Origin of the sequence: Pseudomonas sp., from assembly GCF_050739995.1 — a bacterium.
Classification (GTDB): domain Bacteria; phylum Pseudomonadota; class Gammaproteobacteria; order Pseudomonadales; family Pseudomonadaceae; genus Aquipseudomonas.
On the sequence record NZ_JBOICG010000201.1, the window covers coordinates 1 to 14,176 of the forward strand.

15 protein-coding genes and 1 pseudogene are annotated in these 14,176 nt (G+C 59.7%); 13 read left to right on the forward strand and 3 right to left on the reverse strand.

The features are described from left to right. From murJ to ispH, 6 genes are all read left to right on the forward strand, one after another. Window positions 1–855 (forward strand): murein biosynthesis integral membrane protein MurJ (gene murJ / locus ACRESD_RS06980; protein WP_431750260.1); only part of this gene is annotated, 855 nt, incomplete at its 5' end. A gap of 119 nt (window positions 856–974) precedes the next feature. After that, window positions 975–1,913: a bifunctional riboflavin kinase/FAD synthetase gene (ribF, locus tag ACRESD_RS06985; RefSeq protein WP_065888011.1), complete on the forward strand. Its 939-nt coding sequence runs from the start codon at window positions 975–977 to the stop codon at window positions 1,911–1,913. A 14-nt stretch (window positions 1,914–1,927) separates the two neighbouring features. Next, window positions 1,928–4,759, forward strand: a complete 2,832-nt coding sequence (gene ileS, locus ACRESD_RS06990; protein WP_431750261.1) for an isoleucine--tRNA ligase — start codon at window positions 1,928–1,930, stop codon at window positions 4,757–4,759. After that, a complete protein-coding gene (gene lspA, locus ACRESD_RS06995; RefSeq protein WP_431750262.1) occupies window positions 4,752–5,261 on the forward strand; it encodes a signal peptidase II in 510 nt (169 codons plus the stop codon). Before ileS ends, lspA begins: the two co-directional genes overlap by 8 nt. Window positions 5,262–5,268: 7 nt before the next feature. Further along, window positions 5,269–5,706 (forward strand): FKBP-type peptidyl-prolyl cis-trans isomerase, encoded by a 438-nt coding sequence (locus tag ACRESD_RS07000; protein ID WP_431750272.1) that lies wholly within the window; start codon window positions 5,269–5,271, stop codon window positions 5,704–5,706. Between the two features lie 156 nt (window positions 5,707–5,862). Further along, a complete protein-coding gene (gene ispH / locus ACRESD_RS07005; protein WP_431750263.1) occupies window positions 5,863–6,810 on the forward strand; it encodes a 4-hydroxy-3-methylbut-2-enyl diphosphate reductase in 948 nt (315 codons plus the stop codon). Here the strand turns inward: ispH and ACRESD_RS07010 are convergent. Beyond that, window positions 6,764–7,340, reverse strand: a pseudogene (locus tag ACRESD_RS07010) (GspH/FimT family pseudopilin). The gene ispH and the pseudogene ACRESD_RS07010 sit on opposite strands and share 47 nt — an antisense overlap. 204 nt (window positions 7,341–7,544) lie before the next feature. Here ACRESD_RS07010 and pilV point away from each other — a divergent pair. From pilV to thiO, 5 genes are all read left to right on the forward strand, one after another. Continuing rightward, the gene (gene pilV / locus ACRESD_RS07015) at window positions 7,545–8,030 is read left to right on the forward strand and encodes a type IV pilus modification protein PilV (RefSeq protein ID WP_431750264.1); all 486 of its coding nucleotides are present in this window, start codon (window positions 7,545–7,547) and stop codon (window positions 8,028–8,030) included. Next, window positions 8,027–8,728, forward strand: a complete 702-nt coding sequence (locus ACRESD_RS07020) for a PilW family protein (RefSeq protein ID WP_431750265.1) — start codon at window positions 8,027–8,029, stop codon at window positions 8,726–8,728. Before pilV ends, ACRESD_RS07020 begins: the two co-directional genes overlap by 4 nt. A gap of 46 nt (window positions 8,729–8,774) precedes the next feature. Then, entirely contained in the window at window positions 8,775–9,266 is a 492-nt protein-coding gene (locus ACRESD_RS07025; protein WP_431750266.1) for a PilX N-terminal domain-containing pilus assembly protein, read from the forward strand. Between the two features lie 11 nt (window positions 9,267–9,277). Next, complete coding sequence (locus ACRESD_RS07030) at window positions 9,278–9,679, forward strand: type IV pilin protein (protein ID WP_431750267.1); 402 nt, start codon at window positions 9,278–9,280, stop codon at window positions 9,677–9,679. 62 nt (window positions 9,680–9,741) lie between these two features. Continuing rightward, window positions 9,742–10,851, forward strand: a complete 1,110-nt coding sequence (gene thiO / locus ACRESD_RS07035) for a glycine oxidase ThiO (protein ID WP_431750268.1) — start codon at window positions 9,742–9,744, stop codon at window positions 10,849–10,851. On the opposite strand, the gene ACRESD_RS07040 is transcribed toward thiO, so the two are convergent. Next, window positions 10,838–11,071 (reverse strand): PP0621 family protein, encoded by a 234-nt coding sequence (locus ACRESD_RS07040; protein WP_431750269.1) that lies wholly within the window; start codon window positions 11,069–11,071, stop codon window positions 10,838–10,840. The genes thiO and ACRESD_RS07040 overlap by 14 nt on opposite strands. Before the next feature lie 125 nt (window positions 11,072–11,196). Beyond that, on the reverse strand, window positions 11,197–12,222 hold the full coding sequence (locus ACRESD_RS07045; RefSeq protein WP_431750270.1) for an outer membrane protein assembly factor BamD: 1,026 nt from the start codon (window positions 12,220–12,222) through the stop codon (window positions 11,197–11,199). 149 nt (window positions 12,223–12,371) lie between these two features. Here ACRESD_RS07045 and rluD point away from each other — a divergent pair, with 149 nt between their 5' ends. Together rluD and pgeF are read left to right on the forward strand one after the other, a co-directional pair. After that, window positions 12,372–13,334, forward strand: a complete 963-nt coding sequence (gene rluD, locus ACRESD_RS07050; protein ID WP_105697438.1) for a 23S rRNA pseudouridine(1911/1915/1917) synthase RluD — start codon at window positions 12,372–12,374, stop codon at window positions 13,332–13,334. Further along, window positions 13,331–14,056 carry a peptidoglycan editing factor PgeF gene (pgeF, locus tag ACRESD_RS07055; RefSeq protein ID WP_431750271.1) on the forward strand — a complete coding sequence of 242 codons (726 nt, stop codon included), beginning with the start codon at window positions 13,331–13,333 and terminating at the stop codon, window positions 14,054–14,056. Before rluD ends, pgeF begins: the two co-directional genes overlap by 4 nt. Window positions 14,057–14,176 lie beyond the last annotated feature (120 nt).

Genomic DNA, 14,176 nt, shown 5'->3' on the forward strand with positions numbered 1-14,176 from the left:
GTGATGCGCAACATGCTGCCGGCGATCCTCGGCGTATCGGTCAGCCAGATTTCCCTGATCATCAACACGGCGTTTGCCTCATTGCTGGTGTCTGGCTCGGTGTCGTGGATGTACTACGCCGATCGCCTGATGGAGCTGCCATCCGGCGTGTTGGGTGTGGCCCTGGGCACGATTTTGTTGCCGACCCTGTCGCGCACCTACGCCAGCAAGGACCGCCAGGAATACTCGCGCATCCTCGATTGGGGGCTGCGACTGTGCTTCGTGCTGGTGCTGCCGTGTTCCCTGGCCTTGGGGATCCTGGCTGAACCGTTGACGGTGTCGTTGTTCCAATACGGCCAGTTCAGCGCGTTTGATGCCTCCATGACCCAGCGTGCGCTGATTGCCTATTCGGTAGGCCTGCTCGGCATTATCGTGATCAAGGTGTTGGCGCCGGGCTTCTATGCTCAGCAAAACATCCGTACGCCGGTGAAAATCGCGATCTTCACGCTGATCGTCACCCAATTGCTCAATCTGGTATTCATCGGGCCGTTGGCGCACGCGGGGTTAGCCCTGGCCATCAGTGCTGGCGCCTGCATCAACGCGGGTTTGCTGTTCTATCAACTGCGTAAGCAGCAGATGTTCCAGCCGCAACCGGGCTGGGGCATGTTTGCGCTCAAGTTGCTGGTGGCGGTGGGCACTATGTCGGCAGTGCTATTGGGTTTGATGCACTTCATGCCAGCCTGGGACGAAGGGCATATGCTGGAGCGCTTCATGCGCCTCGGCTTGCTGGTGGTCGTCGGCGTTGTGGTTTACTTCGGCATGTTGCTGCTGCAAGGCTTCCGTCTGCGGGATTTCAATCGCAAGTCCCTGGGTTAGGGACTTTGCCGTAATAAAACGATTGTTTTATCGAATCGACCCATTTGGCCTGCGCTGTTGCCTGTCGTCCGGGGCCGGGTGTGGTTATAATCGACCACTTTATGAGCAAGAAGCGCGTTATGCAGCTGGTTCGAGGTCTCCACAACCTGCGCCCTGAGCATCGGGGCTGCGTCGCCACTATTGGCAACTTTGACGGTGTTCACCGTGGCCACCAGGCTATCCTGGCTCGGCTGCGCGAGCGAGCGGTCGAGTTGGGCGTGCCCAGCTGCGTGGTGATTTTTGAGCCACAGCCGCGGGAGTTTTTCACCCCGGAAACGGCACCGGCCCGACTGGCCCGCTTGCGCGACAAGCTTCAGCTGCTGGCTGAAGAGGGGGTGGACCGAGTCCTTTGCCTGGCCTTCAACCAGCGTTTGCAAAGTCTCAGCGCCGCCGAGTTCGTCGACCGTATCCTGGTGGATGGCCTGGGGGTGCAGCATTTGGAAGTTGGCGACGACTTCCGTTTCGGTTGCGACCGCGTAGGGGATTTCGATTTCCTGCAACACGCTGGCGTCAACCAGGGTTTTACCGTCGAAGCCGCGCAAACTGTCGAACTGGATGGCCTGCGCGTCAGCAGCACCCAGGTGCGTAATGCCCTGGCCGCTGCCGACTTTGCCTTGGCCGAGCGTCTGCTCGGTCGCCCGTTCCGCATTGCCGGGCGGGTACTGCACGGCCAGAAGCTGGCGCGCCAATTGGGCACGCCAACTGCCAACGTGCAACTCAAGCGCCGTCGTGTGCCGCTGACCGGCGTTTATCTGGTGAGTGTCGACATCGACGGCCAATCGTGGCCGGGAGTCGCCAATATAGGCGTCAGGCCCACGGTTGCAGGTGATGGCAAGGCCCACCTGGAAGTACACCTTTTGGATTTTGCCGGTGATCTGTATGACCGGCGTTTGACGGTGGTTTTCCACCAGAAGCTGCGTGAAGAGCAGCGTTTCGCCTCCCTTGAGGCGTTGAAAACGGCGATCAATGCGGATGTCGCCGCCGCCCGTGCACTAGCCGCACCTAGCGCCCATCGCTAACCGAAGAGCCTTAAATGACCGACTATAAAGCCACGCTAAACCTTCCGGACACCGCCTTCCCAATGAAGGCCGGCCTGCCACAGCGCGAACCACAGATCCTGCAGCGCTGGGACAGTATTGGCCTGTACGGAAAGTTGCGCGAGATTGGCAAGGATCGTCCGAAATTCGTCCTGCACGACGGCCCTCCTTATGCCAACGGCACGATTCACATCGGTCATGCGCTGAACAAGATTCTCAAGGACATGATCATCCGCTCGAAAACCCTTTCGGGTTTCGACGCACCTTATGTCCCGGGCTGGGACTGCCACGGCCTGCCGATCGAGCACAAAGTCGAAGTGACCCACGGCAAGAACCTGGGCGCGGATAAAACCCGCGAACTGTGCCGTGCCTACGCCACCGAGCAGATCGAAGGGCAGAAGTCCGAATTCATCCGTCTGGGTGTGCTGGGCGACTGGGCCAATCCGTACAAGACCATGGACTTCAAGAACGAGGCCGGTGAAATCCGCGCCTTGGCCGAAATCGTCAAGGGCGGCTTCGTGTTCAAGGGCCTCAAGCCCGTGAACTGGTGCTTCGACTGCGGTTCAGCCCTGGCCGAAGCGGAAGTCGAATACGAAGACAAGAAGTCCTCGACCATTGACGTCGCGTTCCCGATCGCCGACGACGCCAAACTGGCCGAGGCCTTCGGCCTGGCCAGCCTGAGCAAGCCCGCGGCCATCGTGATCTGGACCACCACCCCGTGGACCATTCCCGCCAACCAGGCGCTGAACGTGCACCCGGAGTTCACCTATGCCCTGGTGGACGTCGGTGATCGCCTGCTGGTGCTCGCTGAAGAAATGGTCGAGTCCTGCCTGGCCCGCTACGAACTGCAAGGTTCGGTGATCGCCACCACTACTGGCTCCGCGCTGGAACTGATCAATTTCCGTCACCCGTTCTACGACCGTTTGTCGCCGGTTTACCTGGCTGACTACGTTGAGCTGGGTTCGGGTACCGGTGTGGTTCACTGCTCCCCCGCCTATGGCGTGGACGACTTTGTGATCTGCAAGAAATACGGCTTGGTCAACGATGACATCATCAACCCGGTGCAGAGCAACGGTGTTTATGTGCCTTCGCTGGAGTTCTTCGGCGGTCAGTTCATCTTCAAGGCCGACAAAGCGATCATCGAGAAGCTGAGCGAGGTCGGTGCGCTCATGCAGACCGCTACCATCCAGCACAGCTACATGCACTGCTGGCGCCACAAGACCCCGCTGATCTACCGCGCCACCGCGCAGTGGTTCATCGGCATGGACAAAGAGCCGGTCAGCGGCGACACCCTGCGCGTGCGCTCGCTCAAAGCCATCGAAGACACCGGCTTCATCCCGGCCTGGGGCCAGGCACGTCTGCATTCGATGATCGCCAACCGTCCAGACTGGTGCATTTCCCGCCAGCGTAACTGGGGTGTGCCGATCCCGTTCTTCCTCAACAAGGAAAGCGGCGAGCTGCACCCACGTACCGTTGAGCTGATGGAAGTCGTGGCCCAGCGTGTTGAACAGGAAGGCATCGAAGCCTGGTTCAAGCTGGATGCCGCCGAGCTGTTGGGCGACGAGGCTCCGTTGTATGACAAGATCAGCGACACCCTCGACGTGTGGTTCGACTCGGGCACCACCCACTGGCACGTACTGCGCGGTTCGCACCCTATGGGGCACGAGACTGGCCCACGTGCCGACCTGTACCTGGAAGGTTCGGACCAACACCGTGGCTGGTTCCACTCGTCGTTGCTGACCGGCTGCGCGATCGACAACCACGCCCCGTACCGCGAGCTGCTGACCCATGGTTTCACCGTGGATGAAAACGGCCGCAAGATGTCCAAGTCCCTGGGCAACGTGATTGCGCCGCAAAAGGTCAATGACACCCTGGGCGCCGACATCATGCGTCTGTGGGTTGCCTCGACCGACTACTCGGGCGAAATGGCTGTGTCGGAGCAGATCCTGCAGCGCAGCGCCGATGCCTACCGCCGTATCCGTAATACCGCACGCTTCCTGCTGTCGAACCTGACCGGTTTCAACCCGGCTACCGACATCCTGCCGGCCGAGGACATGCTCGCCCTGGACCGTTGGGCCGTGGACCGTACCCTGTTGCTGCAGCGCGAACTGCAAGAGCACTACGGCGAATACCGCTTCTGGAACGTCTACTCGAAGATCCACAACTTCTGCGTGCAGGAGTTGGGCGGTTTCTACTTGGACATCATCAAGGACCGCCAGTACACCACCGGCGCGAACAGCAAGGCGCGCCGCTCGGCGCAGACCGCGCTGTATCACATCTCCGAAGCGCTGGTGCGCTGGATCGCACCGATCCTGGCCTTCACCGCCGATGAGCTGTGGGAGTACTTGCCGGGCGAGCGCAATGAGTCCGTGATGCTCAACACCTGGTACGAGGGCCTGACCGAACTGCCAGCCGACTTCGAACTGGGCCGCGAGTACTGGGAAGGCGTGATGGCCGTCAAGGTTGCGGTGAACAAGGAATTGGAAGTCCAGCGTGCGGCCAAGGCTGTCGGTGGCAACTTGCAAGCCGAAGTCACTCTGTTTGCCGAGGACGGCCTGACCGCCGACCTGGCCAAGCTGAGCAACGAGCTGCGCTTCGTGCTGATCACCTCGACAGCCAGCCTGGCTCCGTTTGCCCAGGCACCGGCAGACGCGGTGGCGACCGAAGTGCCGGGCCTCAAGCTCAAAGTGGTCAAGTCGGCCTTCCCCAAGTGCGCCCGTTGCTGGCACTGCCGTGAAGATGTCGGCGTGAACCCTGAGCATCCGGAAATTTGCGGTCGTTGCGTCGACAATATCAGCGGTGCTGGTGAGGTTCGCCACTATGCCTAACACCAGCCGTTTCGGACGTCTGGGCTGGCTCGTATTGAGCGTGCTGGTCCTGGTCATTGATCAGGTCAGCAAGGCTCACTTCGAGGGTGCTCTGGAAATGTTCCAGCAGATCGTGGTGATCCCGGATTACTTCAGCTGGACATTGGCCTACAACACCGGCGCCGCCTTCAGCTTCCTCGCTGACAGCGGCGGCTGGCAGCGCTGGCTGTTCGCCCTGATCGCCGTGGTGGTCAGTGCGGTGCTGGTGGTCTGGCTCAAGCGTCTGGGCCGCGATGACACCTGGCTCGCCATCGCCTTGGCGTTGGTGCTGGGCGGTGCATTGGGTAACCTGTACGACCGCATTGTCTTGGGCCATGTGATCGACTTCATTCTGGTGCATTGGCAGAACCGCTGGTATTTCCCGGCGTTCAACTTTGCCGACAGCGCCATCACCGTCGGTGCAATCATGCTGGCGTTGGACATGTTCAAAAGTAAGAAAACCGGAGAGACCGTCAATGACTGATCAGGTATTGGCTGAGCAACGTATCGGCCAGAACACGGAAGTCACTTTGCATTTCGCATTGCGCCTGGAGAATGGCGACACGGTCGACAGCACGTTCGACAAAGCCCCAGCGACCTTCAAGGTCGGCGATGGCAACCTGCTGCCGGGTTTCGAGGCGGCTCTGTTCGGCTTCAAGGCCGGCGACAAGCGTAACCTGCAGATCTTGCCGGAAAATGCCTTTGGCCAGCCCAACCCGCAGAACGTACAGATCATCCCGCGTTCGCAGTTCGAAGGCATGGATCTGTCGGAAGGCTTGCTGGTGATCTTCAATGATGCGGCGAATACCGAGCTGCCTGGCGTGGTCAAGGCCTTCGATGACACGCAAGTGACCATCGACTTCAACCACCCGTTGGCCGGTAAAATCTTGACGTTTGACGTTGAAATCATCGACGTTAAAGCGCTCTGATCAACGAAACCGGCTCCTGTGAGGGCTGGCTTGTGTGGGAGTAGGCTTGCCTGCGATAGCATCCCCGGTGTAGCTGATACACCGAGTTGTTCGCATCGCAGGCAAGCCAGCTCCCACAAGGTCCAATTTCTTGCCGAGCAAGACACGAGGCACAGCATGCAAATCAAACTCGCCAACCCCCGTGGCTTCTGCGCCGGCGTGGACCGGGCGATCGAAATCGTCAATCGCGCCCTGGAAGTCTTCGGGCCACCGATCTACGTGCGCCATGAAGTCGTCCACAACAAATTCGTGGTCGAAGACCTGCGCGCACGCGGTGCGATCTTTGTCGAAGAACTCGACCAAGTGCCGGACGACGTTATCGTCATCTTCAGCGCCCATGGTGTTTCCCAGGCCGTGCGTACCGAAGCTGCCGGCCGTGGCCTGAAAGTGTTCGACGCTACCTGCCCATTGGTCACCAAGGTGCATATCGAAGTCGCTCGCTACAGTCGCGACGGTCGTGAATGCATCCTGATCGGCCACGCCGGCCATCCGGAAGTCGAAGGCACCATGGGTCAATACGATGCCAGTAATGGCGGGGCAATCTACCTGGTGGAAGACGAAAAAGACGTCGCCAACTTGCAGGTACACAACCCTGAGCGTTTGGCCTTCGTGACGCAGACTACCTTGTCGATGGACGACACCAGCCGCGTTATCGATGCCTTGCGCACGCGATTCCCGGCCATTGGCGGCCCGCGCAAGGATGACATCTGCTACGCCACGCAAAACCGCCAGGACGCGGTCAAGCAATTGGCCAACGAGTGCGACGTGGTACTGGTGGTCGGCAGCCCGAACAGTTCCAACTCCAACCGCCTGCGTGAGCTGGCTGAACGCATGGCTACGCCCGCCTACCTGATCGACGGCGCCGAAGACATGCAGCGCAGTTGGTTCGATGGTGTTGAGCGTATCGGGATCACGGCGGGTGCCTCGGCCCCGGAAGTCCTGGTGCGCGGCGTAATCCAGCAGTTGCAGGCTTGGGGTGCTACCGGTGCCGATGAACTGGCCGGTCGCGAAGAAAACATCACGTTCTCGGTGCCCAAGGAACTGCGGGTTCGCTCGCTGCTCTGAGCCACGATGTGCTAGCCCCGGCATAATGCCTGCTCGGTTTTATCACTGCGCAGGCTGATGCGACCGCTGGGGGCCAGCACGACCTGATACAGGCTTTGTGCCTGATCCATGCCGCATATGTGAACGGTGCCGGCCCGGAAGCCTCCTCCTGTAAAAATCGGCTCACCCAGCCCGCTGAAGCGCACCAGGCTTTTGACCGGCCCGTTACCTACAATGGTTATGTGCCCGCTGTCTTGTCTCTCCAGCAGTACCGGGTTGTCATCGTCCATATGACCACGCCCACTGACATCCTCGATGACTCGCCAGCCTTGGCTCCAATCGTCCTCCGATGCATGAATGACCACGTCGCGGTTGCGTGCGAGTGCTTCATTGCGTGCGAAGCGCAGGCCGTCCGCTAGCGAGTTTGCTGCGCTGCGTTGCTGGTGTGCCTCAAGTAACCCTTTGAAGTTGGGCGCTGCCAGATGCGCCAGGATGCCGCTCACCATCAGGCCCAGTAACAGCTCGAGCAGGGTAAAGCCTCGTTCTTTCATATGCCGTCCCTCCGTGGACGCCGCCGCTGATTCGGCGGGTAATGATAGGTATAGCTACCGGCTGCGAGGGTTGAATGATGGCCTTTGTGTCCAAAGTATTTCCCTTTGTTCCTAGAGCGGCATTGGTTAAAAACCGGCGCTAGTCTTGGGCCACGCGTAGGTTTTTCCTGCTTTTTTCGGCCCTCGACATGGATGACGATGGTAATGCTTGCCCGTACAGACACGTTTTTTCTACGCACCTTCCGGTGGCGCCAAACCGGCATGACGCTGATCGAGGTGCTGGTGGCGGTATTGATATTGGCCGTTGGTTTGTTGGGAGCCTCGGCAATCCAACTCAATGCGCTCAAACACACCGAAAGTGCCAGGATGACCAGCCAGGCCAGCTTCATTGCCTACGATATGCTCGACCGAATTCGCGCTAATGCAGGCGTTGACTATTCATGGGGGCGGGCCGAGCAAGGGCCACCCAGCACCCCGACCTCCAGTGTCCGTGACCTGGACCTGCATGACTTCGAAGCCAATATCATCGGCTTCGCGGGTCCAGATGCCAAAGGGGCCGTGTCGGTCAGGGGGCATGAAGTCACCGTCAGCATCAGTTGGCAGGGTGCCAGGAGCGCAGGCGGCCCGGGGGAAACAGAGACCTTCACACTTACCAGCCGCGTTGCTGATGAGCCGGGAGCGTCGCAATGAATCGCCTTGCACGTGGTTTCAGCCTGGTTGAAATGCTGTTGGCGTTATCCGTTGGGCTGCTGTTGGTACTGGGTGGGAGCCAGGTGGTGATCAGCACACGAATGACGTACGCCAGCCAGCAGGCTGCGATGGTCCTGCAGGACGATGCACGATTTGTCCTGGGCAAGATGACGCAGGATATTCGTCTGGCAGGCATGTTTGGATGTTTGGCCGTTCCATTTATCGATGACGCTCCAGCCATCTTCGAGCGACCAGTGGGTTGGAATATGTCGGGAAGTGCAATGGCACTGACATTGGTCACTGCGGATGTCAGTGGAGGCAAGCCTGATTGGACGGTGGTGTCCGACTGCAAGACGGCAGCCCAAGCGTACCTCGGAACACCGCCCGGGACGACGCCTGGACAGGTCCGCTTTGCGCTGCGCCAACTCACCTACACCTATGAATCAGGCCAACTGAAAGTCAGCACTCCGGCGGCGCCGGCCAAGGCGGTACTGATCGATAACGTTCGAACGTTCGACATCAGCTTTGGCATGGCGGCCAAGGCGACATCAGCAGGTGTGGTGCGTTACGACAAGAACCCGGCCGATGAATCGTTGATACGCAGTGTGCGCATTCTCATGACGTTGCAAGATCCGACGGGGCGTGTGAAGGATCAGACCTACAGCGTCGTGGCGGCGCTGCGAAACCGTCTGGGGTAGGGCCATGGGGAGGATAAGTGATGGTAGTCATTTAAGTCAGGCGGGGATGGTGTTGCTGATCAGCCTGGTCCTCCTGTTGTTGTTATCACTGGTTGGCTTGTCATCGATGCAAGGTGCGATATCCCAGCAAAAAGTCGCTGGCAGCTTGTGGCACCGCAACCAATCTTTTCAGCGCGGCGAAAGCGGTCTCAGGTTAGGGGAGTCCGCTGTAAGGCGGGATAGCAGTGCGCTGCCCGAATGCCACTCAATAACGACCTGCGCGCCACCTGAAGAGGCATTTTTGCTGATAGGTGCCGGGAAGAATCCTGTCTCGGCAGTCACCTGGGTTGCCTTGAACGGCGGGTTCTATGGCATTCAATCCATAGGCAGCGGGTTGGGGCTGATGCATTTGCCGCCGCAAACCTCGGCGCAGCTGTTTCGGGTGACGGCTGTCGGGCTGGGTGGCCAATCGCGCACGGTGCTGGAAAGCGTATATGCGCGAGTGGAGGAAGGAGGGCGCGTGTGGTTTCAACGAATCCTATGGCGACAACTTCAATAAGGCGCAATCGAATGGGCATGGATAGCCAGGGTTTTACCCTGATCGAGTTACTGGTCGCCGTGGCGATCATTGCAGTATTGGCGGGTATCGCTTACCCCGGATATACCGGGCATGTAAAAAAGGTTTATCGCGGGCAAATCGCCGCGTTGTTGACCGAACAAGCCCAGCACCTGGAGCGTTTTTATACCAGGAACGGTACTTTTATTGATGCAGAGGGCGTCAGTGCGGGCAATGATCACTATAGAATCAGTGCTGTATTGAACCCCCAGGATTTTGACCTGCTGGCCACGCCTGCTGCCGACTCGGTCATGGCGGGCGACGCGTGCGGTGAATTCAGCTTGAACAGCACGGGGGTGCGAAGCAATCCGGGAGCCCTTCCGGAGATGTCGCGCAAGGCGTGCTGGGGGCAATGATGAGAGTGCTGGATGAATGGGCGCCGTGTGCGCCCGTCCCTTTATATCGGCTGGATCAAATGATGGCGAAGCAACAGCGAGTAGTGATTGTCGGCGGCGGAGTAATCGGGTTGTTGACGGCGTACAACCTGGCCACCCAAGGGCAGGCTGTCGTGCTGCTGGAGCGTGCGGGGCTTGGACAAGAGTCTTCGTGGGCCGGTGGTGGGATTGTTTCGCCGTTGTACCCGTGGCGCTATAGCCCGGCGGTCACTGCTTTGGCCCATTGGTCCCAGGATTTTTACCCACATCTGGCGCAACGGCTGTTTGCTGCCACGGGTGTCGATCCTGAAGTTCATACCACGGGCTTGTACTGGCTCGATCTGGAAGATGAGGCCGAGGCGTTGGCCTGGGCGGCACGTGAGGGGCGGCCTCTGAGCAAAGTGGATGTGTCGGCTGCGCATGATGCAGTGCCGGTGCTGGGGGGCGGTTATTCCCAAGCCATCTACATGGCCAATGTCGCCAATGTGCGTAACCCACGGTTGGTCAAGTCCTTGAGAGCGGCGTTGCTGGCATTGCCCAATGTGACGGTTCACGAGCAGTGCGAAGTCGCAGGCTTTGTCCTGGAGGGCGACGTCGTGGTGGGCGTCGAAACGGCGGCGGGGCGAGTTCTCGGAGATCAGGTCGTGCTCGCGGCAGGAGCCTGGAGTGGGGCGTTATTGGGGACACTGGGTTTGGCATTGCCCGTTGAACCCGTCAAAGGTCAGATGATCTTGTACAAATGTGCCTCGGAATTTCTGCCGAGCATGGTCCTGGCAAAAGGGCGCTATGCGATCCCGCGCCGTGACGGGCACATATTGATTGGCAGCACGCTGGAGCATGAAGGGTTCGACAAGACGCCGACAGAAACGGCCTTGGAAAGCCTCAAGGCTTCAGCTGTGGAGTTGATTCCCGGGCTGGCCGACGCTGAAGTGGTGGGTCACTGGGCGGGGTTGCGGCCCGGCTCGCCGGAAGGTATTCCCTATATCGGCGAGGTTCCCGGTTTTAAAGGGTTGTGGCTCAATTGTGGGCATTACCGCAATGGCTTGGTGCTCGCGCCGGCGTCCTGCCAGTTATTCACTGACTTGCTGCTGGGGCGTGCACCCATTATCGACCCGACGTCTTACGCGCCTGCTGGTCGCCTCAGCGCTGGATAGACTTCGGGCCTTGTTCCAGGTGCGCCTGGGTGCAGTACCACTCTTGACGTGAGCTGAGTGCGCGATTCTGCGGCAGGTGTACACCGCAGTGGGCGCAACGCACCATCGGGGTGGCATCGGGCTCACGGGACCGTTGCTGATGAGCGCCTGGGCTTTTGAATTTGCGCCAGAACCATACTGCGGCAGCAATGACGGCAATCCAGAACAGTAGACGAACCATGGTAAGCAGCTTCTCGACAAGGAATGCGCCAGTTTAGCCAAGGACTTGGCAGGCGCACAGCGCAATAATGCTTGCCCACAAAAAAGGGAGCCCAGAGGGCTCCCTTTTTATATTGCCTGGACCAATCAGTCGAAGATGCCGAAGGTCATGTAGCTGAACCACGAACGGTCTTCGTTGTTACCGAGGGCCTGTGGTGCCTGCTCTTCGATCACATCGCCGTTTTCGTCGTGAGGCTTGAGTTCCGAAGGAATGGCTTCTTTCGCGTCCTGGAACTGCTTCATCACGTCCTGGTTGGCGCGGGTTTCGCCTGGTGGCAGTGGTGGACGGGATTCGATCAAGCCCAAGGTGTACTTGCTCAGCCACGAACGGTTATCCGCTTCGGCGACCTGAGGCACGAACTGGCCGTCTTTCAAGCTTGGGTGGTCCGGGTAGTTGAGCTTCAGGGTTTCCAGGCTGGTGCTCGCCAGGGCGTCCAGGTGCAGGCGCTGGTAAGCCTCGGTCATCACGGCAAGGCCGTCACCCACGGATGGGGTTTCCTGGAAGTTTTCCACTACGTAGCGGCCACGGTTGGCGGCGGCCACGTATGCCTGACGGGTCAGGTAGTAGTGGGCCACGTGGATCTCGTAGGAAGCCAGCAGGTTACGCAGGTAGATCATGCGTTGCTTGGCATCCGGCGCATAGCGGCTGTTGGGGTAGCGGCTGGTCAGCTGGGCGAACTCGTTGTAGGAGTCGCGGGCGGCACCCGGATCACGCTTGGTCATGTCCAGCGGCAGGAAGCGCGCCAGCAGGCCCACGTCCTGGTCGAACGAGGTCAGGCCCTTCATGTAGTAGGCGTAGTCCACGTTCGGGTGCTGGGGGTGCAGGCGGATAAAACGCTCGGCGGCGGACTTGGCAGCTTCCGGTTCGGCGTTCTTGTAGTTGGCGTAGATCAGTTCGAGCTGGGCCTGGTCGGCGTAGCGTCCGAACGGATAGCGCGACTCCAGGGCCTTCAGCTTAGCCGTGGCGCTGGTGTAGCTATTATTGTCCAAGTCTTTCTGAGCTTGCTGGTAAAGCTCGACTTCGCTCAGGTTTTCGTCGACGACGTCCTTTGTTGACGAGCAAGCAGCAGTCATGGCGAGGATGGCGATCAGCAGCAGGTGTTTCACTTGCATGGCGGCTTGCGTCCCTATGACGGCCGCTGTCTTGGGCGGGGCCGTCCTGTTATGATGAGCGCCCCGTTGAAAGCCTCGGGGCAAAAGACGCCGTATTTAACCACAAGCGCGCAGCCGAAACCAAAGGCTGTGCCACGCCTAGTCTGAGCATGTCCGATAAAATTGAACTTCGCGCAGAGGTGCCGTCCGAATTGGGCGGCCAACGCCTCGATCAAGTCGCCGCACAATTATTCGCTGAGCACTCGCGCTCGCGCCTTTCCGCCTGGATCAAAGACGGCCGCCTGACTGTGGATGGAGCGGTTATCCGCCCGCGAGACATAGTCCATGGCGGTGCGATTCTTGAGCTGACTGCCGAGCAGGAAGCCCAGGGAGAATGGGTTGCCCAGGACATCGAGCTGGATATCGTCTATGAAGACGATGACATCCTGGTCATCAACAAACCCGCAGGCCTGGTGGTTCACCCGGCAGCCGGGCATGCTGATGGCACCTTGCTCAATGCCCTGTTGCACCACGTGCCGGACATCATCAATGTCCCGCGCTGCGGTATCGTGCACCGTCTGGACAAGGACACCACCGGCTTGATGGTGGTGGCCAAGACCATTCAGGCGCAGACGCAGTTGGTCACACAGTTGCAGAGCCGCAGCGTCAGCCGGATCTACGAGTGCATCGTGATCGGCGTCGTGGTGGCGGGTGGCAAGATCAACGCCCCAATCGGCCGTCACGGCCAGCAGCGCCAGCGCATGGCGGTGATGGAAGGCGGCAAGCAGGCCGTGAGCCACTATCGTGTGCTCGAACGTTTCCGCTCCCACACCCACGTGCGGGTCAAGCTGGAAACCGGCCGTACCCACCAGATTCGCGTGCACATGGCCCACATCAACTTCCCGTTGGTCGGAGATCCTGCCTACGGTGGTCGCTTCCGTATTCCTCCGGCGGCCAGTGCAACCATGGTCGAGTCGTTGAAAAACTTCCCGCGCCAGGCGCTGCATGCACGCTTCCTGGAGCTGGACCATCCGACGAGCGGTAAGCGCATGAGCTGGGAATCGCCTCTGCCAGATGACTTGGTCTGGTTGTTGTCGCTGCTCAAGCAAGACCGTGAGGCGTTTATCGGATGAGTGACTGGCTGATTCCTGACTGGCCCGCGCCGGCTCGGGTAAAAGCCTGCGTCACCACCCGTGCGGGCGGCGTCAGCCTGGTGCCGTTCGACAGCCTCAACCTGGGCGATCATGTCGAGGATTGCCTTGAGGCGGTCCTTGAAAACCGTCGCCTTCTCACCGATGCGTTTGATATCCAGCCGGCCTGGCTGCGCCAAGTTCACGGGGTGAGCGTGGTAGAGGCTGATCCAAGCCGAATCGTTGAGGCCGATGGCAGTTGGACCCGTACTCCGGGCATTGCCTGCACCTCAATGACTGCTGACTGTCTGCCTGCGTTGTTCTGCAACCGTGCCGGCACTCGTGTCGCGGCGGCCCATGCTGGTTGGCGTGGTTTGGCGGCAGGGGTGCTGGAAGCGGCGTTCGAAAGCCTGGATACCGAACCTGGCGAGGTTCTGGTCTGGCTCGGCCCGGCTATTGGTCCACAGGCCTTTGAAGTTGGCCCGGAAGTGCGTGAAGCCTTCATTCAGCAATTGCCCATCACCGCCGAAGCCTTTTTGCCCAGCCGCAATCCGGGCAAGTTCATGGCCGACATTTATAAGCTGGCGCGCTTGCGCCTTGCCGCACGCGGTGTCACTGCTGTTTATGGTGGTGGTTTCTGCACTGTGACCGATCCACGCTTCTTTTCTTACCGCCGCAGTCCGCGCACTGGTCGGTTTGCCTCCCTTATCTGGCTTGACCGCTAGACTCTTCTGACTTGGGTCAACTGCCCGACGCTTGAAACTTCCAGAATCCACCCCATCTATAAGGGTATCTGGCAGGTTTCTTCAATCAGGATGTTTTCATAGCTCCGGCCTGCTCAAAAG